A 21,329-nucleotide genomic window follows, 5' to 3' on the forward strand; every position below is an offset into this window, starting at 1 on the left:
GGAAGCGCATGCAAAAGTTATCCACAGTACTGACCGCCGGGCTGTTGGCGTTGAGCAGTGTTTCGGCGTGGGCCGAGCAGAGTTGCGAGACCGTGAAGATGGCCGATCCGGGCTGGAGCGATATCGCCGCGACCAACGCCGTCGCCGGTTTCCTGCTTGAGGGCATGGGTTACAAGGCCAAGGTCGACACCTTGGCGGTACCGATCACGTTCGGTGGCCTGAAGGACGGCCAGGTGGATGTTTTCCTGGGTAACTGGATGCCGGCGCAGCAAGGGTTCTATGACAAGTTCGTCGCCAATGGCGATGTCACGCAGTTGGCGAAGAACCTGGACGGCACCGAATTCACCCTGGCGGTGCCGGACTACGTCTGGGATGCCGGTGTGCATAACTTCGCCGACCTGAACAAGTTCGCCGACAAGTTCGACAAGAAGATCTACGGCATCGGTTCCGGCGCCCCGGCCAACCTTTCGCTGAAAGAAATCATCAAGACCAACGATTTCGGCATGGGCGAATGGAAACTGGTGGAGTCCAGCGAGCAGGCAATGCTGGCGGAAGTCTCCCGGGCCGTGAAGAAGCAGAAATTCGTGACGTTCCTCGGCTGGACCCCACACCCGATGAACGTGCAACTGAAAATGCATTACCTCAAGGGCGGCGAGAAGTACTTTGGCGATACTGGCAGCGTTTATACGCTGACGCGCAAGGGTTATGCACAGGCCTGCCCGAACGTCGGGAAGCTGCTGACCAACCTGAGCTTCACCCAGGAAATGGAAAACAGCATCATGGCCGAAGTGGTGAACAAGAAGGTCAGCAACGCCGAAGCGGCCAAGGCCTGGATCAAGGCCAACCCGGCGGTGCTGGACAAATGGCTGGACGGCGTGAAGACCGTGGATGGCAAGGACGCGCTGGTGGCGGTCAAGGCCAAGCTCTGACAGCAGCGCCGGGCTCCTGTGGCGAGGGAGCTTGCTCCCGCTGGAGCGCGCAGCTCTCCCAAAACCGGTCACGCAGATCTATCTGACACTGCGCTTTCAGGTTTCGGGGCTGCTTCGCAACCCAGCGGGAGCAAGCTCCCTCGCCACGTTGGTTCACCTGATATTCTTGTGCCAAACCCCATCTTTGAGGCTCCATGGCAATCCCCACGCGCCATTCGCTGTTTCCGTTCCTCAGCTGGCTGCCCCGGCAGACCCGCGCCAGCGTCGGCCGTGACCTGATCGTCGGCCTCAGCGGCGCGATTCTCGCGTTACCGCAGTCCATTGCCTACGCACTGATTGCCGGCCTGCCGCCGGAATACGGCTTGTATGCGGCAATCGTGCCGGTGCTGATCGCCTGCCTATGGGGGTCGTCCTGGCATTTGATCTGTGGTCCTACGGCGGCAATCTCCATTGTCCTCTACGCCACTGTCAGCCCATTGGCGGTGCCTGCCACCCAGGACTACATCACGCTCATCCTCTTGCTGACGGTGCTGGCAGGTATTTTCCAGTGGCTGCTCGGGCTGTTGCGTTTCGGTGCGCTGGTCAATTTCGTCTCCCACTCGGTGGTGCTGGGTTTCACCTTGGGCGCAGCGGTGGTTATTGCCCTCGGGCAATTGCCGAACCTGCTGGGCCTGGACCTGCCGAACGAAGCCACGGCATTGAAGAGTTTGCTTATGCTTGCCAGCCATATCGGGGCTGTGGATAAACCTTCGCTGCTGCTGGGTTTGGGGACGCTGGCGGTGGGGATCGTCCTCAAACGATTGCTGCCGCGCTGGCCAACCTTATTGATTACGCTGGCCCTTGGCAGCCTGTTGGTCTGGGCGTGGCCCGCGATGTTCGGGCATGTGGCATTGGTCAGCGCCTTCGTCGGACGCTTGCCGCCGCTTACGCCGCTGCCGTTGGACCTGGAGCTGATCTTGCGTCTGCTGCCCGGTGCCGTTGCGGTGGGCATGCTCGGGCTGGTGACCAGCCTGTCCATCGCCCGCTCGTTGTCGGTCCGTTCCGGGCAACTGCTCGATGCGAATCAGGAGGTCCGGGCGCAGGGGCTTTCCAATATCGTCGGAGGATTTTTCGCCGGATCGCTGTCAGCCGGCTCCTTTACCCGGTCCGGTCTCAGCTATGAAGCGGGTGCCTGTTCGCCCCTGGCCGGAGTGTTTTCGGCGTTGTGGGTGGCGCTGTTCGCGGTTGCCGGCGCGACACTGATCGCGCACATTCCCATTCCCGCCATGGCCGGCAGTATTCTGCTGATCGCCTGGGGCCTGGTGGACCATCGGGGTATCCGGGCGCTGTACCGTGTGAGTCGTTCCGAATTCCTGGTCATGGGTCTAACCTGCCTGGCCACGCTGCTGCTTGAACTGCAAACGGCTATCTACGCTGGCGTGTTGGCTTCGCTGTTTTTCTATCTCAAGCGCACTTCGCAACCGCGGGTGCAGCATTTCCGGGAAGGTGAGGCGGACGTCTTGCGGGTGGGCGGCTCGATCTTTTTCGGCGCCAGCCATTATTTGCAAGTGCGCCTGCAACGCATGCCCGCCCAGCAGGTGATCATCGACGCCCAGCAGATCAACTTCATCGATTATTCCGGCGTCGAAATGCTCCACCAGGAAGCCCGGCGCCTGCGCAGCCAGGGGCGCAGCCTGACTTTGCGCGGGGCAAGGCCACCGGTGGTGGAGGAATTGTTGAAGCTGGAAGGACCGGAGAAATGCCCGATCCTCTTCAGGGATTGACCGCCGCGAGCTGACGGCGCAACTCCGTCAGCACCGGGGCGGTGTCCGGACGTACGCCACGCCACAGGAAAAACGCTTCGCCCGCCTGTTCGGCGAGCATGCCCAGGCCATCCATCACCACCGCCGCGCCGTGTTCTTCGGCCCAGCGGCAGAACGACGTCGGCTCCTTGCCATACATCATGTCGTAGCAGAATGTCTTGCCTGGCTCGATCAGACTTCCGGCAATCGGCGGTACATCGCCTGACAGGCTGGCGGATGTGGCATTGATGATCAGGTCCACCGGCTCGCGCAACCAGTCGAAACCGCTGGCCGAGACCGGACCCAGGTCGGCGAACAGCTCAGCCAGCAATTCAGCTTTTTCCACCGTGCGATTGGCAATGATCAGCGATGACGGCGCTTCGGCCAGCAAGGGTTCCAAGGCGCCCCGTACCGCGCCGCCGGCGCCCAGCAGCAGGATGCGCTTGCCCTTGAGGCTGAAACCGGCGTTGACGGTCAGGTCCCGAACGAGCCCGGCGCCGTCGGTGTTGTCGCCCAGCAGGCGACCGTCGGCCTGTTTGCTCAAGGTGTTGACCGCCCCGGCCCGTTGCGCCCGTTCGGTCAGGCTGTCAGCCAGGCGAAAGGCGTCCTCCTTGAACGGCACGGTGACATTTGCCCCACGCCCCTCACGGAAAAATTCCCGGGCGCAAGCGGCGAAGTCCTCCAGCGGCGCCAGCAGCGTGGTGTAGTCCAACGCTTGCCCGGTTTGCTCGGCAAACAGGCGATGGATCAACGGCGACTTGCTGTGGCCGATCGGGTTACCCATTACAACGTAGCGATCCATGGACCTTTCCCCATTCAGGCCGTAGCCAGCCAATCGCGATCCTGCAGGAAATAATCGGTCAGCCGCGCCTCTTCGCTGCCCGGCTCGGCTTTCCAGTCGTAGCTCCAGCGGACCTGCGGTGGCAGCGACATCAGGATCGACTCGGTACGCCCGCCCGATTGCAGGCCGAACAGGGTGCCACGGTCATAGACCAGGTTGAATTCCACGTAGCGCCCACGGCGGAACTCCTGGAATTGTCGTTGCGCGGCGGTGAACGGGTCGTGTTTGCGCCGCCGCACGATAGGCAGGTAGGCATCGATGTAGGCGTCGCCGATGGCGCGCATGAAGGCGAAGCTGGTATCGAAGTCCCACTCGTTCAGGTCATCAAAAAACAGACCGCCGATGCCGCGCGGTTCGTTGCGATGCTTGATGTGGAAATAGCTGTCGCACCAGGCCTTGTAGCGCGAATAGACCTCCGGGCCGAAGGGCTCGCAGGCTTGCTGGGCGACGCGGTGCCAATGCACGCAATCTTCTTCCACGCCGTAGTAAGGGGTCAGGTCGAAACCGCCGCCAAACCACCAGACCGGCTCTTCGCCTTCTTTTTCGGCGATGAAAAAGCGTACGTTGGCGTGGGACGTAGGCACGTGGGGATTGTGCGGGTGGATCACCAGCGACACACCCAGGGCCTCGAAGCCGCGCCCGGCCAGCTCCGGCCGGTGGGCGCTGGCCGAGGGTGGGAGACCGCTGCCAAAGACGTGGGAAAAGTTGACGCCGCCCTTCTCGATGACCGTACCGTTTTCAATCACTCGGGTGCGCCCGCCACCGCCGGCAGGTCGGGTCCAGGCGTCCTCGACGAAGCGAGTGCCACCGTCCTCGGTTTCCAGTGCGGCGCAGATGCGGTCTTGCAGGTCGAGCAGATAGGCTTTCACGGCCTCGGTGCGAGTAGTCATGACATCACCTTGATCAGGGCTACGCTGCGCGGCGTACAAGGGCCGCCGGCAAATGGGCGCACAGGATAACACCGCATCCGCCCACGCCACAGTTGACGGAGATCAAGCTTAGGAGTCCGATAGCAGGCTTGGTAAAAAGCCCCACGATAAGGAGAGAGCGAAGATGGCCAAACGTATCCAGTTCAGCGCCCACGGCGGCCCGGACGTGCTTGAGTACGTCGAATACCAGCCGGCCGAGCCCGGTCCGCAGCAGGTTCGCGTCAGCAACAAGGCGATCGGGCTGAACTTCATCGACACCTATTATCGCAGCGGGCTTTACCCGCCACCGGCGCTGCCATCGGGACTCGGTGCCGAGGGTGCCGGCGTGGTCGAGGCCGTCGGCGCGGACGTCACGCGCTTCAAGGTCGGTGACCGCGTGGCCTATGGCAGCGGTCCGCTGGGGGCCTACAGCGATGTGCATGTGTTGCCCGAGGCCAATCTGGTCCACTTGCCCGAATCCATCAGTTTCGAACAGGCCGCCGGGGTGATGCTCAAGGGCCTGACCGTGCAATACCTGCTGCGCCAGACCTACGAGCTCAAGGGCGGCGAAACCATCCTGTTCCATGCCGCCGCCGGTGGCGTGGGCTCGCTGGCCTGCCAATGGGCCAAGGCCCTGGGCGTGAAGCTGATCGGCACCGTCAGCTCGGCGGAAAAAGCCGCTATCGCAAAATCCCACGGCGCCTGGGAAGTGATCGACTACAGCAAGGAAAACGTCGTACAGCGTGTACTGGAATTGACTGACGGCAAGAAGGTCCCGGTGGTGTACGACGGCGTCGGCAAGGACACCTGGCTGACCTCCCTGGATTGCACGGCTCCCCGTGGCCTGGTGGTGAGCTTCGGCAATGCCTCCGGCGCGGTGGAGGGCGTGAACCTGGGGATTCTCTCGGCCAAGGGCTCGCTGTACGTCACCCGCCCGACTCTGGCGACCTACGCCAATAACGCGGAAAACCTCCAGCACATGGCCGATGAGCTATTCGCCATGATCGCCAGCGGCAAGCTTACCGTGGATATCAACCAGCGTTACCCGCTGGCGGAAGCGGCCAAGGCCCATACCGAGTTGTCGGCGCGGCGCACGACGGGGTCGACCATTCTGCTGCCCTGAGATTGATACCCAAGGGTTCGCGCAAAACCTGTGGGAGCGAGCTTGCTCGCGATAGCGGTGGATCAGCCAACATCATTGCCAGCTGACCTGACGCCATCGCGAGCAAGCTCGCTCCCACAGTGGTTTTACGCAAGGCGCAGAATGTGTGGGCGGAATCAGTCCGGCCGCACCACCTTGCCGGTCGCCAGGTCACGGATCACGCTCGGGTTCCGACGCCCGCCCAGGTTGCCGCCGAGCACCAGGTCGATCTGCCCGCGGAAATACTGCTCCACGCGGATCCGCGTGCGTGCCGCCGGGCGCCCCTGGGGGTTTGCCGAGGTGGAGACAAGCGGGCCGACCAGCGAACACAGGTCGCGCACGATCGGATGATCGCTGACCCGTAGCGCGACGGTGTCGTGCACGCCGGTGATCCATTCCGGCAACAGGTTCTGGTGCGGGACCAGCCAGGTGTTCGGCCCAGGCCAAGTGCTGGCCATGCGATCCATCCAGATCTCGGGGAAATCCTCGAACAGGAAATCGAACTGGTGGATGTTATCGGCCACCAGTATCAGTCCCTTGTCGGGCAGTCGGGACTTGATCGCCAACAGACGCTCCACCGCATCTTCGTTCCACGGGTCGCAACCCAGGCCCCAGACCGCTTCGGTTGGATAGGCAATCACCGCCCCGGCGCGAATTTCTCGCGCGGCTTGTTGCACACGCCAACTGTTGACCATGAAAGATTCTCCGCAACGCAAATAAGGCTGTGCGCAGTTTACCGATCTTCCTCATAAAACCTAGCGAGCAAACCAGCGTCCATGCTCGCACGCAGCCCTTCCGTCCATTTCGAGGTCGGTCAGTGCCGCCAGGACCTTGGACAAGCCCCAGCCGCTGGCGTCGGCCAGTGCTCCGCTGGTCTGCGGCGCGGCGTGCAGCAGGCGCAACAGCGGATGCGTCACTGGGACAGGTTCGGCGGCGAAGGGTAAGCGTTGCCAACCGCGTAGCGCTTCGAGGATGTGCTCCACGGTTTCCACCAGCGCCGCGCCGTCACGGATCAGTTGATGGCAGCCCCGGGCGCCGGGATGGTGAATCGACCCCGGAATGGCATACACCTCACGACCCTGTTCCGCCGCCAGGCGCGCGGTGATCAGCGAGCCACTGGCGACGCTGGCCTCGACCACCAGCACGCCAAGGGACAACCCGCTGATAATCCGATTGCGGCGCGGGAAGTTGCTGGCGTGGGGTGGCGCGTCCAGGGGGAACTCCGACAGTACCGCGCTGCCTTGGGCGATCATCGCTTCTGCCAGCCGACGATTGCGCTGTGGATAAAAATTTTCCAGGCCCGTGCCCAGCACACCGATTGTCTGCCCGCCGACATCCAGCGCAGCCTGATGCGCGGCCGCGTCGATACCCAAGGCCAGACCGCTGGTGATGACAAATCCAGCTCCGGCCAGGCTCCGGGAAAATGCCGCCGCGGTGTCCATGCCGGGACGCGAGGCGCGACGACTGCCGACCATCGCCAGTTGCGGCTTTTCCAGAATCGAGGTGTCGCCGGCAACGAACAGAAGCGGCGGCGCGTCGCAGATCTGCGCTAGCAACGCCGGGTAGTCGGGCTGGTCCCACATCAATAGACAGTGGGCCGAACCCTCTAGCCAGGCCAGCGCGCGGGCCGCGCCGTCACGAATTTCCGGCGCACGTCGGGCTTCGGCGCACGGCGCGGGCAACCCCAGCGCTCGCCATGCGCTGGCCGGGGCGCTGATGGCTTTGGAGGCCGAGCCGAAGGCTTCTATGAGGGTCATGAAACGTTTGGGTCCCAGTTCCGGCAAGCGATGCAAGCGCAGACGGGCCTCCAGTTCCGCGGGCGGAACCGAAGCGGATTCAGGCAATGGCATGTGATCAATCCTTGATCGTCAGAAGCCCCGTACAAACGGGAACAAGTTGTGGATAACTCTGTTGGTAACTTGTGAGACCCGTTACGGATTGCGCACCTTGTCGAGGATTGCCAGCGAGCGCGAGGCGTACAGCACCAGGCCATAACTGAGCTTGTCGTAGGTGCGGAACACCATCAGCAGGCCGGCGCGTTCGTCGGGAATCTTCACCGGGGCGCCGGTGATGCGGTCGCGCACTGTTTCACCGGTCTTCATGACCGCCAGAACGTTGCCTTCGGCCAATCCGTCACGGCGCCCCCTGTTCAGGGTGACCACGTCCATCGCGCCGATCTGGGTCACGCCCCGGGGCACATCGAGGATCAACCCGTTGATGTCCGATTTTGGCGCGCTGGGCATGAAGGTCGAGTTGATCGAGCGTTCTTCGCCGCTGAACAGCCGATCGCCGAGGCGCACCTCCTGCGTGGTGCGCTGCAGGGCCAGGGTGGTGACGTCGCCTTCGGTGGCGACGATCTCGCCGCTGCCGATGTCGTCGGCATTGATCCCGAGAAATTCCTTGGTCTCGGGGTCGGTGTAGACCTTGCCCTGGCGGAAGATGCCGTAGGCCGACTGGCTCGCATCGAAGGTGCCGCGGGCGAAGATCCGGTCGCCGGTGCCGCTGAGCACTCGTTCGGCATCGCCTGCGACGACGTAGGGCGCCTTGTTGAAATCCTCCGCCGTGTCGACGATGCGGTTGCTCAGCAGGAAGCTGTTGATGGCCTGGAGCGGAATGCTCGGAATGGCGTCTGCCACCGGCGAGCTGCGGACTCGCGGCGACAGCTTGATGGTGCCGCGCGAGGCCCCGCGATTGAGGGTCAGCCGTGGCTGGCCGTTGATGTAGATCAGCGACAGGGTGTCGCCGGGGTAGATCAGGTGCGGGTTTTCAATTTGCGGGTTGGCCTGCCACAGCTCGGGCCATTTCCAGGGTTCGCGCAGGTATTTACCGGAAATGTCCCACAGCGTATCCCCCGGAACCACCGTGTATTGCTGCGGAAAACCTTCCCGAAGTTGCACTTGCCCGTGCGCGATACCGGCCGAGGCCATGAGCAGCAGGGCGAGTAGTGATTTCCTCATGCGGTGAATCCCTTTATTATGTGCGTTCGCGTAAAACGCCAGAGCCCCCGTGGCTCGCTCCGATTCAAGGAGCAACGTTTTACAACGGTAGCCTGCATTCCAAGACACGCCAGGCCAGCCACCCGACCTTACTTCACACGTGCATTTATCAAGCTTATGGCCATTTTGAACATTCTCGAATTTCCGGACCCGCGCCTGCGCACCATCGCCAAACCGGTGGCCGTAGTGGACGACGAAGTGCGCCAGTTGGTCGATGACATGTTTGAAACAATGTATGAGGCGCCCGGCATCGGCCTCGCCGCGACCCAGGTCAACGTGCACAAGCGCATCGTTGTAATGGACCTCTCCGAAGACCGCAGCGAGCCGCGGGTGTTCATCAACCCCGAGTTCGAAACCCTGACCGACGAGATGGAGCAGTACCAGGAAGGCTGCCTTTCGGTGCCGGGCTTCTACGAAAACGTCGACCGTCCGCAGAAGGTCAGGATCAAGGCCCTGGACCGTGACGGCCAACCTTACGAGCTGATCGCCGAAGGCCTGCTGGCGGTGTGTATCCAGCACGAATGCGACCACCTCAACGGCAAGCTGTTCGTCGATTACCTGTCTAATCTCAAGCGTGACCGGATCAAGAAAAAACTGGAAAAGATTCATCGCCAGAACGCTTGATGCCCTTCTTCAAAGGCTTGCCGCGGCAAGCCTTTTTCTTTTTGCGATTGCTTTGTAATTGAGAGCTTCCCATGACTGAGCCACTGCGCATCGTCTTTGCCGGCACCCCCGAATTTGCCGCTGAACACCTCAAGGCCCTGCTGGCCAGCCCTCATGAAATCGTCGCGGTCTATACCCAGCCGGATCGCCCTGCCGGTCGTGGACAGAAACTGATGCCCAGCCCGGTCAAGCAACTGGCTCTGGAGAATGGCCTGCAAGTGTTGCAGCCCCCGACGCTGCGCGATGCGAAAGCCCAGGCCGAACTGGCCGCGCTGAAGCCAGACTTGATGGTGGTGGTCGCCTACGGCTTGATCCTGCCGCAAGTGGTGCTGGATATCCCGCGCCTGGGCTGCATCAACAGCCACGCTTCGCTGTTGCCGCGCTGGCGCGGTGCGGCGCCGATCCAGCGCGCCGTGCAGGCCGGCGATGCCGAGAGCGGCGTGACCGTGATGCGCATGGAGGCCGGCCTGGACACGGGGCCGATGCTGCTCAAGGTGAGCACGCCTATCAGCGCTGAAGACACTGGCGGCAGCCTGCATGATCGCCTCGCGCTGATTGGCCCGCCGGCCGTGGTCGAGGCCATCGCGGGCCTGGCTGCCGGCACGCTGGAAGGCGAAGTGCAGGACGACAGCCTCGCCACGTACGCGCACAAATTGAACAAAGACGAAGCCCGCATCGACTGGAGCCGCCCGGCTGTCGAACTGGAACGCCTGGTGCGCGCCTTCAACCCTTGGCCGGTCTGCCACAGCACGTTGAACGGCGAAGCCGTGAAAGTCCTGGCCGCCAGCCGCGCCGAAGGGAAGGGCGCACCGGGTGAAATCCTCGGCGCCAGCAAAGACGGCCTCATCGTCGCCTGTGGCGATCAGGCGCTGTGCCTGACGCGTCTGCAATTGCCCGGCGGCAAGGCACTTGGCTTCAGCGATCTGTTCAACAGCCGCCGTGAGAAATTCGCCGTCGGCACCGTCCTCGGCCAAGCGGCGGACGCTTCATGAATCCGCGTCTGGCCGCCGCCAAGGCACTGGCCGCCGTCCTCGGCGGCAAGGCTTCGCTCAACAGTTCCCTGCCGACCCAACTGGACAAAGTCGAAGACCGTGATCGCGGTTTCACCCAGGACCTGGCGTTCGGCACCGCCCGCTGGCAACCACGGTTGTCGGCCCTGGCGGCCAAGCTGCTGCAGAAGCCGTTCAAGGCGGCCGATGCCGACGTCGAGGCGTTGCTGCTGGTGGGGCTCTACCAATTGCTCTACACCCGCGTTCCGGCCCACGCCGCCATCGGCGAAACCGTGGGTTGCGCCGACAAACTGAAAAAACCGTGGGCCAAGGCGCTGCTCAATGCCGTGCTGCGCCGCGCGCAACGGGAAAGCGAAACCCTGCTGGCGGAACTGGAGCATGACCCGGTGGTGCGCACTGCTCATCCGCGCTGGCTGCAGAAATCCCTGAAAGCCTTCTGGCCTGATCAGTGGGAAGCCATCTGCGCGGCCAACAATGCCCATCCGCCGATGATCCTGCGGGTCAATCGCCGTCATCACAGCCGTGATGCGTATCTGGCCTTGCTGGGTGAAGCCGGCATCCCGGCCGTCCCGTGCCAATACAGCCGCGACGGCATCATCCTGGAAACCCCGGGCGACGTGCGTGCCCTGCCAGGTTTCGCCGACGGCTGGATCAGCGTCCAGGACGAAGCCGCGCAGCTGGCCGCCGACCTGCTGGAACTGGCGCCGGGCCAACGGGTGCTGGACGCCTGTTGCGCCCCGGGCGGCAAGACCTGCCACATCCTTGAGGCCGAGCCGAAACTGGCCGGTGTGGTGGCGGTGGACCTGGAAGCCAAGCGCCTGGTGCGGGTGAAGGAAAACCTCGCGCGCCTGGGCCTGGACGCCGAGCTGTTCGCCGCCGATGGCCGCGATACCGCCGCCTGGTGGGACGGCAAGCCGTTCCAACGCATCCTGCTGGACGCGCCATGCTCGGCCACCGGCGTCATCCGCCGGCATCCGGACATCAAGCTCACCCGTCAGGCGGACGACATCGCCCCATTGGCGCAACTGCAAGGGGAACTGCTCGACGCCCTGTGGCTGACCCTCGAAGTCGGCGGCATGCTGCTGTACGCCACATGCTCGACCTTGCCGACCGAGAACACCGAAGTGATCGAAGCATTCCTCGCCCGCACGCCGGGTGCTCGGGAGCTGGACATCGCCACCCAGGCCGGCATCAAGCAGCCCCATGGCCGCCAGTTGCTGGCCCAGGAGGGCGGGCATGACGGGTTCTATTACGCCAAGTTGATCAAGATCGCCGCCGCACGCGGTTAAAACCGATTCGATAGGAGTGGCTGGATGAAAATCATCATCCTCGGTGCAGGGCAAGTCGGCGGTTCGCTGGCGGAACATCTGGCCAGCGAGGCCAACGACATCACCGTGGTCGACACCGACGGCGAGCGCCTGCGCGACCTCGGCGACCGTCTCGACATCCGCACCGTGCAAGGGCGTGGCTCCTTGCCCACCGTGCTGCGCCAGGCCGGTGCCGACGACGCCGACATGCTGGTGGCCGTGACCAACAGCGACGAAACCAACATGGTCGCCTGCCAGGTCGCCCACACGCTGTTCCACACCCCGACCAAAATCGCCCGGGTGCGTGAAGCGGCCTACCTGACTCGCGCCGACCTGTTCGACAACGAAGCGATTCCGGTGGACGTGCTGATCAGCCCCGAGCAGGTAGTGACCAACTACATCAAGCGCCTGATCGAGCATCCCGGTGCCTTGCAGGTGATCGACTTCGCCGAGGGCAAGGCCCAACTGGTGGCGGTCAAGGCTTACTACGGCGGGCCGCTGGTGGGCCAGCAACTGCGTCAGTTGCGCGAGCACATGCCGAATGTTGAAACCCGGGTCGCGGCGATTTTCCGCCGTGACCGACCGATCCTGCCCCAGGGCGACACAGTGATCGAAGCGGACGACGAAGTCTTTTTCATCGCCGCCAAGGCGAATATTCGCGCAGTCATGAGCGAAATGCGCCGTCTCGACGAGAACTACAAGCGCATCGTCATCGCCGGCGGCGGGCAGATCGGCGAGCGCCTGGCCGAAGCCATCGAAAGCCGTTACCAGGTCAAGATCATCGAGATGAACCCGGCGCGTTGCCGCTACCTCTCGGACACCCTCGACAGCACCGTGGTGCTGCAGGGCAGCGCCTCGGACCGCGATCTACTGCTGGAAGAAAACATCGCCGACGCCGACATCTTCCTGGCCCTGACCAACGACGACGAAGCCAACATCATGTCCTCGCTGCTGGCCAAACGCCTGGGTGCGAAGAAAGTCATGACCATCATCAACAACCCGGCCTACGTCGACCTGATCCAGGGCGGCGACATCGACATCGCCATCAGCCCGCAACTGGCAACCATCGGCACCTTGCTCGCCCACGTGCGCCGCGGCGACATCGTCAGCGTCCACTCCCTGCGGCGCGGCGCGGCCGAAGCCATCGAGGCGATCGCCCATGGCGATGCCAAGTCGAGCAAAGTGATCGGCAAAGCCATCCGCGACATCGGCCTGCCGCCCGGCACCACCATCGGCGCGATCATCCGCGACGAACAGGTGCTGATCGCCCACGACGTCACCACCATCCAGACCGGCGACCATGTAATCCTGTTCCTGGTGGACAAGAAGCACATTCGTGATGTCGAGAAGCTGTTCCATGTGGGGTTGAGCTTTTTCTGAGCCAGCGTTTGCGGTGAGGCTACTGGCCTCATCGCGAGCAGGCTCGCTCCCACCAGGGGGCCATGTTGTTCACAGCGTATGTGAACGCTGGAGATCCTCTGTGGGAGCGAGCCTGCTCGCGAAAGCTATCCAGCAGCCAACCGCTCAACCCCTGACCCAACCGATAAGGACGCCCCCATGCTCGACTCCCTCGAAAAAATGCTCGCCAAGGGCGTGGACAACTCCCTACTGCGTTTCGGCCTCGGCAAAGGCTACCTCGACCTAGGCGAATTCCCCCGCGCCGCCGAACACCTCCAACGCTGCGTCGAATTCGACCCCAAGTATTCGGCGGCCTGGAAACTATTGGGCAAGGCTCATCAAGGCCTGGGCGATGCCGCTGCGGCCCGACAAGCCTGGGAACGAGGCCTGGAAGCCGCCCGGGCTCATGGTGACAAACAGGCGGAAAAGGAAATGACCGTGTTTCTCAAAAAACTGGATCGTCATTCCTGAATTCACCGCTTTCGTGGCGAGGGAGCTTGCTCCCGCTTGACCGGGCTGGCGCTCCAGTGCGCAGCACTCACAAAAAAGCCCATCGTATTCCCAATGCCAGCCCGCCAAGCAGCCCAAATAAAAAACGGCCTGGCCAGGTATTCAGCCTGGATGGAATACCAGTGGCAGGTTGGATCCATGAGTAGTAGCGTTGCGCCTCTACGGCCCCAATCGGGTGAACGTGTAACGGAGCAGGCAAATGGACTTTGTAGAACGCTTGAGCGCAATGTCAGCGAAGGTTAATCAGCTAGCGTCGACGATACAAACCGAGGAAGCAACGAAGACTGCTTTTGTCATGCCGTTCATTCATACCGTGCTGGGCTACGATGTGTTCGACCCCTCTGAAGTCGTTCCTGAATATGTGTGCGATGTCGGCACTAAGAAAGGGGAAAAGATTGATTACGCGATCTTGAAGGGCGGCCAAATCCAGATATTGATCGAAACAAAAAAAATCGGCGAGCCGCTGAATATCAACCATGCGAGTCAGCTCTTTAGATATTTCCACGTCACTACTGCACGAATCTCCATCCTTACAAATGGCAGGTTCTATCGGTTTTACACTGATCTTGATGCCCCCAACAAAATGGATGAGAAGCCATTTTTAGAGGTCGATCTGCTTAATATTGATGAACACGTCATTCCTGAGCTTCAAAAGCTTACGAAATCCGCTTTCGATGTTGATTCAATCATCAATGCCGCAGGCGAACTGAAGTACGTGGGAAACATAAAAAAGGAAATAGCTAAGCAGCTCACTCAGCCTGACGATGATTTCGTTCGTTTCTTCGCATCGCGAGTCTACGAAGGGGTTATCACCCAAAAAATTCGAGATCAGTTCACTCAGCTCACAAGGAAGGCCGCTTCCCAGTACCTCAGTGACCAAATTAACGACAGGTTGAAGTCAGCGATGAGCAAAGCCACGTTTCCTACGCTCGCTGAATCGGTCGTTGCTGAAAATCAGGCTGAAACCCAAGAAGAGCCTGAAGACCGCATTCTTACTACGATGGAGGAGCTGGAAGGTTTTCATATTATCAAGGCGATTGTCCGGACAGTCGTAGACGCAAAGCGCATAGCTAGCAGAGACACGCAGAGCTACTTCGGCATCCTCCTAGACGACAACAACCGAAAACCTATCGCAAGGCTTCACTTCAATCGTAGCCAAAAATATCTTGGGATTTTCGACAAGGATAAAGTCGAAACGCGCCATCCTATCAACTCGCTGGATGAGATCTATGAGTTTTCAGCCCCGCTGAAAGAGACGATCTCTTTTTACCAAGAAGCCTAGGCAAGGATTCAAGCCCAAGGGCTGGGATTGCGCTTATTTTAGTGCGTTTATGACGTTGTAGTTCAGGTCATAAACGGCGAATGCCCTGGAACCAAAACCCCGACGCATGACGTCGGGGTTTTTCGATTGGGAAGATCCTACCGCCGCGGCTCCACGTTATCCAACACCCGATTCGCCAGCAACGAACTCAGCTCAATCAACTGCTGAATCCCCAGCGCCACGTGGCGCCTCGACCCATCCAGATCAAACGCCAGATCACTCACCATCGCATCAGCAGAAGCCAACGTCTCGCTGAGGTTGGCGAGCAGGCATTCGTTATCGAGGCCTTTCACGACGGTGAATAGCTGCCCCGGTTTGAGGTCGTCTTGAGATCTTTCCGGTTTCGGTTCGGTGGTTTCGTCTTGCTGCTTGGCTTTGGATTTTGCGGAGGTAGAGGTGGAACCTGCCTCTGGCTGGTTCGGAGTTTCTTTGAACATGCTCACGTTTCCTTTGTTAGTAGCCGCTACCGTCTCGCTACTAAACGAAAGGGAGGCAACTGTGCGCAAGTTAGTAGACCGGTAGGAAAACGGAAAACCCGGCGCGCCCGAAGGCGCCATGCGCACAGCCACCATCAAGCGCAGGCAATGCCCGACTGATGAGACTCATGCGACCGTATCCTTAACCGAGCTACTAAACCCGACCACTGATGGGCAGTGGCAGGACGACAATAGAACCCAGGAACAAGGCGCACAAGCCGGCGGATTCTGGCGTAGTTGTAGGCAAAGGCGCAAGGATACGTAGCTAGATGGACGTTGTAGGCGGGGGCTGTAGGAGAGGGGTGTTTTGGCATGCAGGTGGGTTGTTTTACACAGTCCAGCAGCACGAAATGATTTGAATCCAATCCGCCCGTTGCAGAGAATTGCCCCCTTTACCCCAAAAGGATATGGGCAATGAAGTTCGAAGGGACTTTCCAATACATGGGCAATCACGGGATCGTTTTCAACGTATCCCAGATCACCCTCACCGACAGCGAACGTGGGCGCCTGCGCGAGCTGCATTTTGGCGAGGCAAAAAAAGCCCACTATGAAGTCAACAGCAAGGTCGTCGAGGTATACGACAAGATGCAGGCCAGGGGCCTGCCTTGCGTGATGATGATCGGGATCTCCAAGCCGCTGACCCGACAACAGGGCGATGCCCTCAACGCCCAGCGCACCACCATCGCCACCCTTGCAGCCGCAGCCTTCGCTTCCGCCGCCAAGGCTGTGGCCCCCCTTACGTGGCGGCATCCGTAGGGGTGGGTGTGCGCAAGTATGCCAATGAAATCCTCCCCACATACCATGCTTGCGACGTGCTGGTCAGCATCGAGGCGCGGGTCAACGGCGGCATCGGCCCGCAACGCACCCTCTCGACATTGATCATCAAGGCCTGACCGGAGACGTACATGTCCGAAATTACTCAATTGGTCATTGCCTTGGTGGTGTCCTTTCTTCTTGATCGATTCCTCAAGCCCTATCTGCTACGCAAGTGGCTAGGCGTGGTGTTGATGGCGGCGGGTGTGGTTGGCTGCTTTGTGGCAGGTCAGAACCGCTTGTTGGGGTTTGATCTGGGGTTGCTGTCGGTTTTTGCCGTGGTGATAGGGATGGGGTTGTTCATGAAGCGGCGGCGGTTTGAGGAGGTTGGCTGAGAGGGCGTTTTGCAAGCGCCCATATCACGACCCTCAACTCCCTTCATTGTTACAGCTGGCCGCATGCTTGAGATATGTAAGCGCTTTCTGCTCACCCATCGAATCAAGGTAGGTGATTTGCGCATTCACCAACCCGCAATTCTGGCCACTGTCTTCCGTCAGCGAGACCACTTTGTCGATGTCCAGGTGGGTGCCGTAGGAATAGCTTTCGCTGGTTGCTTTGTTCTGGGCCAAGGCGGGTAATGCGCCGGCGCTCAGGGCCGTGATCAGGCAAGCAGTAGCGATGGTCTTCAGGTTCATGGTCGTTTCCCTTCAATGAGTTGATGGCGCTCATTTAAAGCCCGTGCGGTATCTCGGCTGTGTCGAAAAACGCCGTGGTTGGATGCGTTACGTATCTGAGGTGAATTGCGATACAGATCGATACAATCGCCACTGTTTTTGCTTGGCTCTGGCTTGATTCAGGGCTGGATAAGCTGAACGCACGGTGCGTCGCCAACCGGCAACACGGCATCGTCACACTGCGCAATCGATGCGCGCATTTCGGAGAGCAGGGCATGGAACATGTCGATCACGTATTGATCGTGGATGATGATCGGGAAATCAGGGAGCTGGTCGGCAACTACCTGGTGAAGAATGGCCTGCGCACCACCGTGGTCGCCGATGGCCGCCAGATGCGGGCCTTTCTCGAAGCCAACCAGGTCGACCTGATCGTGCTCGACATCATGATGCCGGGGGACGACGGGCTGCTGCTGTGCCGCGAATTGCGCGCCGGCAAGCATAAGGCGACACCGGTGTTGATGCTGACGGCGCGCAGCGACGAGACCGATCGCATCATTGGCCTGGAAATGGGCGCCGACGACTATCTGGCCAAACCCTTCGCGGCCCGGGAACTGCTTGCGCGCATCAACGCGGTGCTGCGGCGCACTCGCATGCTGCCGCCCAACTTTGTCGTGACCGAAAGCGGCCGGATGCTCAAGTTCGGCCGCTGGCGCCTCGACACCACTGCCCGCCATCTGCTCGATGAAGACGACACGCTGGTCTCGCTGAGCGGCGCCGAGTACCGGCTGCTGCGGGTTTTTCTCGATCATCCGCAGCGGGTGTTGAGCCGCGACCAGTTGCTCAACCTGACGCAGGGCCGTGACGCGGACATTTTCGACCGCTCCATTGACCTGCTGGTCAGCCGCGTGCGCCAGCGCTTGTTGGATGACGCACGCGAACCGCTCTACTTGAAGACGGTGCGCAACGAAGGGTACGTCTTCACCTTTGCGGTCGAAATGCTTGAGGAGCAGGCATGAAACTCGCGTTGCAATGGCCTCGCACGCTGGCCTCGCGGCTGTGGCTGGTGTTCCTTGTCGGCTTGATACTGGCCCAGGCCCTGACATTCGCAGCCCAGTACTACGAACGTTACGAAAGCACCAAGACGGCGATGTTGGGCAATTTCGAGCATGACACGGCGACCTCCATCGCCATCCTCGACCGTCTGCCGGCCGCCGAACGCCTGGAATGGACCAAACGTCTGCAGCGTCGCAACTATGACTATTTGCTGCGCGAACATGATCCCGGCATTCCGCTCACTTCCAACGATCTCGCGGCGACGGCGGCGCAATCCCTGCAAGTCTCGCTGGGTCGCAACTATGACCTGACCATTGTCGAGATCCCTGGTCCACGCCAGCATTTCCAAGCCCAGGTGCGACTGGCTGACGGCAGCCCGGTGACCATCGATGTGCGTCCCTCGGTCAGGCCGTTGTCGCCCTGGTTGCCCTTTGCCCTGTTCGGTCAGTTGCTGTTGATGATTGGCTGCACCTGGCTTGCCGTGTGGATCGCGATACGCCCGCTCAGCCGACTGGCCGAGGCGGTCGAGAACCTCGACCCGAACGCCCATCCCGTGCCGTTGGACGAAACCGGTCCACGGGAAGTGGCCTACGCCGCCCGGGCCTTCAACAGCATGCAGGCGCGCATTGCCGCTTACTTGAAAGAGCGCATGCAGTTGTTGGCGGCCATTTCCCATGACTTGCAGACGCCCATCACGCGCATGAAGCTGCGCGCCGAGTTCATGGACGACTCGATAGAGAAAGACAAACTGGGCAACGACCTGGACGAAATCGAGCACCTGGTGCGCGAGGGTGTCGCGTATGCGCGCAGTGTCCATGGTGCGACGGAGACCAGTTGCCGCATCAGCCTGGATTCTTTTCTCGACAGCCTGGTGTGTGACTATCAGGACACCGGCCGCGAGGTCAGCCTGCGCGGCCAGAACGGCGCGATCATCGAGACAAGGCCCCATGCGCTGCGGCGTGTTCTGGTGAATCTGGTGGATAACGCGCTGAAGTACGCCGGCACCGCCGAGGTGGAAATCAGCGGCGATGCGAGCACCGGCGTTTCCATCAGTGTGCTGGACCGAGGGCCGGGCATTCCCGAGGAAATCCTGGCAGAGGTGGTCAAGCCGTTCTACCGGGTGGAAAGCTCACGCAACCGCAGCTCTGGCGGCACCGGCCTGGGGCTTGCCATCGCTCAACAGTTGACCGTCGCGATTGGTGGCTCACTGAGCCTGCGCAACCGCGACGGCGGCGGTCTTTGCGTGACCCTCGACTTCGGCGTCGATCAGTAGGCCGAGCTGGCTGCACGTCACGTGCAGCCGCTACTGCCGGATCATCGGCATGCATTTGTAAGCCACTGTATCCAGCGCATCTACATACGCAAAAAAACGCATAACGGCCGGGTGTCGAACATTTCCGGTATACATGCCGCTGCAAGAATTCTCCCCATCAACTCGCCATCGGATCCCCCGAATGGCGAGCCCTGACCTAAGGAGATCTTGCGATGAATACCCAGTCCCAACGCGCTCAAGCAGCCAACCAAGCCCAGGCCGGCAGCTATATCACCACCCAGGACGGCGTACAGCTGTATTACAAGGACTGGGGTCCGAAAGATGGGCCAGTCGTCACCTTCAGCCATGGCTGGCCGCTGAATTCGGATAGCTGGGAATCGCAGATGCTGTTCCTGGCGGACCAAGGCTATCGGGTAATCGCCCACGACCGCCGCGGCCATGGCCGTTCCAGCCAGTCGTGGGAAGGCAACGACATGGATCACTATGCCGATGACCTGGCCGCTGTGATCAACGCCCTGGACCTTAACGACGTGACCCTGGTGGGTTTCTCGACCGGTGGTGGCGAAATCACCCGCTACATCGGCCGCCACGGCACCGACCGGGTGAAGAAGGCCGCCCTGATCAGCGCCGTTCCGCCGATGATGCTCCAGACCGAAGACTACCCAGGCGGCTTGCCGATCGAGGTGTTCGACGGCCTGCGCAAGGCCTCGCTGGACAACCGCTCACAGCTGTATCGCGACATTGCGTCTGGGCCGTTCTTCGGCTTCAACCGCGACGGGGCGAAAATCTCCCAGGGGCTGATCGATTCGTTCTGGGTGCAGGGCATGCAAGCGGGCCACAAAAACACCTATGACTGCATCGCGGCATTCTCCGCAACGGACTTCCGTGCCGACTTGGCCCGGTTCGACGTGCCGACACTGATCGTGCATGGCGACGACGACCAGATCGTCCCGATTGACGCCTCCGCCCATGCCGCCGCCGAGCTGGTGCAGAACGCCGAGTTGATCGTCTATCCGGGTGCGCCGCACGGCCTGACCGACACCCACAAGGACCGCCTCAACCAGGATCTCTTGGACTTCCTGGCCAAGTGAACCCATCGCTGCGGCGTCACCCCTCTAATCAATGAAAAAAGGAATGATCATGCTCACTATCAAATCGCTGTTGGCCGTCACCATCACCGCTGCGCTGGCACTGACCTCCGTTAATAGCGCAACCGCCGCGCAACCCGATGCTGCCAAGCCAACCATCGTGCTGGTCCATGGCGCATTCGCCGAATCGTCCAGTTGGAATGGCGTTGCCGCCCATTTGCTGACCCAGGGTTATCCGGTCGTTGCCGCGGCCAACCCGCTGCGCGGCGTTAAGCAGGACGCGGACTACGTCGCAGATATTGTCGAGCATACCGCCGGCCCGGTGATCCTGGTGGGTCATTCCTACGGCGGCGCCGTGATCACTAACGCCGTGCACAACAACCCCAAGGTCAAGGCGCTTGTCTACGTCGCGGCCTTCGCGCCGGACAAAGGCGAAACCGCCATCGAACTGTCCGGTCGCTACCCTGGCGGCACCCTCGGCCCGACCTTGGCTGCTCCGGTGCAGTTGGACGACGGCAATAAGGATCTCTACATCCAGCAAGACAAATTTGGCCAACAGTTTGCCGCCGACGTCGCAGCGGCTGACTCCGCGCTGATGGCCGCGACACAACGCCCCATCAGCGAGGCTGCATTGAAGGAAGCGTCTGGCGAACCGGCCTGGAAAAAATTGCCGTCCTGGTTCATCTACGGCTCGGCGGACAAGAACATCCCCGAGGCCGCCTTGAAGTTCATGGCCGACCGCGCGGGCTCGAAAAAGACCGTCACCGTTCAAGGGGCGTCCCATGTGGTGATGACGTCCAACCCGCAGAAAGTCGCGGAGTTGATCATTGAAGCGGCGCAGGCCAGTTCCAAAGGATGACCGCGTAAAGCGGGGCGACTGACCTAAAAGCCTCATCCGTTTGTCTTCGAGAAGAACCAAAAACCCGGCACAGGTGGCCGGGTTTTTTCGTTGGGGCATAAATACTATTGCCGCGGTTCCACGACCTCAGCTCAATCAGCGGCTAGTACTCTGCGCCACATGACGCCTCGATCCATCCAGACCAAATGTCAGGTCACTCACCATGGCGGCGCGCAGTGTGCAGCCTTGGGCTCGGTATTCGGTTCGACACAACCCCCTGTGGCGAGGGAGCTTGCTCCCGCTGGCCTGCGCAGCAGGCCCCTGCATTCCTCCAGGCAAACCGCATCGCCCGGTTTTGCGACTGCTGCG

At 61.2% G+C, this 21,329-nt stretch carries 21 protein-coding genes and 1 pseudogene; 15 read left to right on the forward strand and 7 right to left on the reverse strand.

Going from position 1 to position 21,329, the window contains the following annotated elements; genetic code table 11:
• The first annotated feature begins 8 nt into the window (after positions 1 to 8).
• Both choX and J3P89_RS28675 read left to right on the forward strand, forming a co-directional pair.
• Positions 9 to 929, forward strand: a complete 921-nt coding sequence (choX, locus tag J3P89_RS28670) for a choline ABC transporter substrate-binding protein (protein ID WP_434696367.1) — start codon at positions 9 to 11, stop codon at positions 927 to 929.
• Positions 930 to 1,123: 194 nt separating this feature from the next.
• On the forward strand, positions 1,124 to 2,692 hold the full coding sequence (locus J3P89_RS28675; RefSeq protein WP_434696368.1) for a SulP family inorganic anion transporter: 1,569 nt from the start codon (positions 1,124 to 1,126) through the stop codon (positions 2,690 to 2,692).
• Here J3P89_RS28675 and aroE read toward each other — a convergent pair.
• On the reverse strand, positions 2,682 to 3,512 hold the full coding sequence (aroE, locus tag J3P89_RS28680) for a shikimate dehydrogenase (RefSeq protein ID WP_434696370.1): 831 nt from the start codon (positions 3,510 to 3,512) through the stop codon (positions 2,682 to 2,684). The two genes, J3P89_RS28675 and aroE, sit on opposite strands and share 11 nt — an antisense overlap.
• A 14-nt stretch (positions 3,513 to 3,526) precedes the next feature.
• Positions 3,527 to 4,441 carry an oxygen-dependent coproporphyrinogen oxidase gene (hemF, locus tag J3P89_RS28685; RefSeq protein WP_434570789.1) on the reverse strand — a complete coding sequence of 305 codons (915 nt, stop codon included), beginning with the start codon at positions 4,439 to 4,441 and terminating at the stop codon, positions 3,527 to 3,529.
• A 163-nt stretch (positions 4,442 to 4,604) separates the two neighbouring features.
• Between hemF and J3P89_RS28690 the strand changes: the two genes are divergently transcribed.
• Positions 4,605 to 5,582, forward strand: coding sequence for an NADPH:quinone reductase (locus tag J3P89_RS28690; protein WP_434696371.1), 978 nt, complete (start codon positions 4,605 to 4,607; stop codon positions 5,580 to 5,582).
• A 155-nt stretch (positions 5,583 to 5,737) separates the two neighbouring features.
• Here J3P89_RS28690 and J3P89_RS28695 read toward each other — a convergent pair whose 3' ends face one another.
• From J3P89_RS28695 to J3P89_RS28705, 3 genes are all read right to left on the reverse strand, one after another.
• Positions 5,738 to 6,295 carry an L-threonylcarbamoyladenylate synthase gene (locus tag J3P89_RS28695; RefSeq protein WP_434696372.1) on the reverse strand — a complete coding sequence of 186 codons (558 nt, stop codon included), beginning with the start codon at positions 6,293 to 6,295 and terminating at the stop codon, positions 5,738 to 5,740.
• Positions 6,296 to 6,355: 60 nt separating this feature from the next.
• Positions 6,356 to 7,450: a DNA-processing protein DprA gene (dprA, locus tag J3P89_RS28700; RefSeq protein WP_434696374.1), complete on the reverse strand. Its 1,095-nt coding sequence runs from the start codon at positions 7,448 to 7,450 to the stop codon at positions 6,356 to 6,358.
• 81 nt (positions 7,451 to 7,531) lie between these two features.
• Complete coding sequence (locus J3P89_RS28705) at positions 7,532 to 8,557, reverse strand: LysM peptidoglycan-binding domain-containing protein (protein WP_434696376.1); 1,026 nt, start codon at positions 8,555 to 8,557, stop codon at positions 7,532 to 7,534.
• 156 nt (positions 8,558 to 8,713) lie between these two features.
• Here J3P89_RS28705 and def point away from each other — a divergent pair, with 156 nt between their 5' ends.
• The 6 genes from def to J3P89_RS28735 all read left to right on the forward strand — a co-directional run bounded on the left by def (position 8,714) and on the right by J3P89_RS28735 (position 14,766).
• Complete coding sequence (gene def / locus J3P89_RS28710; protein WP_434570796.1) at positions 8,714 to 9,220, forward strand: peptide deformylase; 507 nt, start codon at positions 8,714 to 8,716, stop codon at positions 9,218 to 9,220.
• A gap of 71 nt (positions 9,221 to 9,291) precedes the next feature.
• Positions 9,292 to 10,251 (forward strand): methionyl-tRNA formyltransferase, encoded by a 960-nt coding sequence (gene fmt / locus J3P89_RS28715; protein ID WP_434696378.1) that lies wholly within the window; start codon positions 9,292 to 9,294, stop codon positions 10,249 to 10,251.
• Positions 10,248 to 11,558: a 16S rRNA (cytosine(967)-C(5))-methyltransferase RsmB gene (gene rsmB, locus J3P89_RS28720; protein WP_434696379.1), complete on the forward strand. Its 1,311-nt coding sequence runs from the start codon at positions 10,248 to 10,250 to the stop codon at positions 11,556 to 11,558. The genes fmt and rsmB overlap by 4 nt, the downstream gene beginning before the upstream one ends.
• Before the next feature lie 24 nt (positions 11,559 to 11,582).
• Complete coding sequence (gene trkA, locus J3P89_RS28725) at positions 11,583 to 12,956, forward strand: Trk system potassium transporter TrkA (RefSeq protein ID WP_305497805.1); 1,374 nt, start codon at positions 11,583 to 11,585, stop codon at positions 12,954 to 12,956.
• Positions 12,957 to 13,133: 177 nt separating this feature from the next.
• The gene (locus tag J3P89_RS28730; RefSeq protein WP_434696381.1) at positions 13,134 to 13,445 is read left to right on the forward strand and encodes a tetratricopeptide repeat protein; all 312 of its coding nucleotides are present in this window, start codon (positions 13,134 to 13,136) and stop codon (positions 13,443 to 13,445) included.
• Between the two features lie 238 nt (positions 13,446 to 13,683).
• Positions 13,684 to 14,766, forward strand: coding sequence for a type I restriction endonuclease (locus J3P89_RS28735; protein WP_434696383.1), 1,083 nt, complete (start codon positions 13,684 to 13,686; stop codon positions 14,764 to 14,766).
• A gap of 137 nt (positions 14,767 to 14,903) precedes the next feature.
• On the opposite strand, the gene J3P89_RS28740 is transcribed toward J3P89_RS28735, so the two are convergent.
• Positions 14,904 to 15,242, reverse strand: coding sequence for a DUF6124 family protein (locus J3P89_RS28740; protein WP_434696384.1), 339 nt, complete (start codon positions 15,240 to 15,242; stop codon positions 14,904 to 14,906).
• Positions 15,243 to 15,695: 453 nt separating this feature from the next.
• Between J3P89_RS28740 and J3P89_RS28745 the strand changes: the two are divergent.
• Positions 15,696 to 16,174: pseudogene (locus tag J3P89_RS28745) on the forward strand (hypothetical protein).
• Between the two features lie 12 nt (positions 16,175 to 16,186).
• The gene (locus J3P89_RS28750; RefSeq protein ID WP_434696385.1) at positions 16,187 to 16,429 is read left to right on the forward strand and encodes a hypothetical protein; all 243 of its coding nucleotides are present in this window, start codon (positions 16,187 to 16,189) and stop codon (positions 16,427 to 16,429) included.
• A gap of 33 nt (positions 16,430 to 16,462) precedes the next feature.
• On the opposite strand, the gene J3P89_RS28755 is transcribed toward J3P89_RS28750, so the two are convergent.
• Positions 16,463 to 16,729 carry a DUF2790 domain-containing protein gene (locus J3P89_RS28755; protein ID WP_434696386.1) on the reverse strand — a complete coding sequence of 89 codons (267 nt, stop codon included), beginning with the start codon at positions 16,727 to 16,729 and terminating at the stop codon, positions 16,463 to 16,465.
• Positions 16,730 to 16,983: 254 nt separating this feature from the next.
• Between J3P89_RS28755 and J3P89_RS28760 the strand changes: the two genes are divergently transcribed.
• From J3P89_RS28760 to J3P89_RS28775, 4 genes are all read left to right on the forward strand, one after another.
• Positions 16,984 to 17,724, forward strand: a complete 741-nt coding sequence (locus J3P89_RS28760; protein ID WP_186710633.1) for a response regulator — start codon at positions 16,984 to 16,986, stop codon at positions 17,722 to 17,724.
• Positions 17,721 to 19,034: an ATP-binding protein gene (locus tag J3P89_RS28765; RefSeq protein ID WP_434696387.1), complete on the forward strand. Its 1,314-nt coding sequence runs from the start codon at positions 17,721 to 17,723 to the stop codon at positions 19,032 to 19,034. Before J3P89_RS28760 ends, J3P89_RS28765 begins: the two co-directional genes overlap by 4 nt.
• Positions 19,035 to 19,246: 212 nt before the next feature.
• Complete coding sequence (locus J3P89_RS28770; RefSeq protein ID WP_434696388.1) at positions 19,247 to 20,125, forward strand: alpha/beta fold hydrolase; 879 nt, start codon at positions 19,247 to 19,249, stop codon at positions 20,123 to 20,125.
• 43 nt (positions 20,126 to 20,168) lie between these two features.
• Positions 20,169 to 20,981 carry an alpha/beta fold hydrolase gene (locus tag J3P89_RS28775; RefSeq protein ID WP_434696389.1) on the forward strand — a complete coding sequence of 271 codons (813 nt, stop codon included), beginning with the start codon at positions 20,169 to 20,171 and terminating at the stop codon, positions 20,979 to 20,981.
• Positions 20,982 to 21,329: the final 348 nt, after the last annotated feature.

This window comes from Pseudomonas sp. Z1-14 (genome assembly GCF_051132005.1).
Classification (GTDB): Bacteria; Pseudomonadota; Gammaproteobacteria; order Pseudomonadales; family Pseudomonadaceae; genus Aquipseudomonas.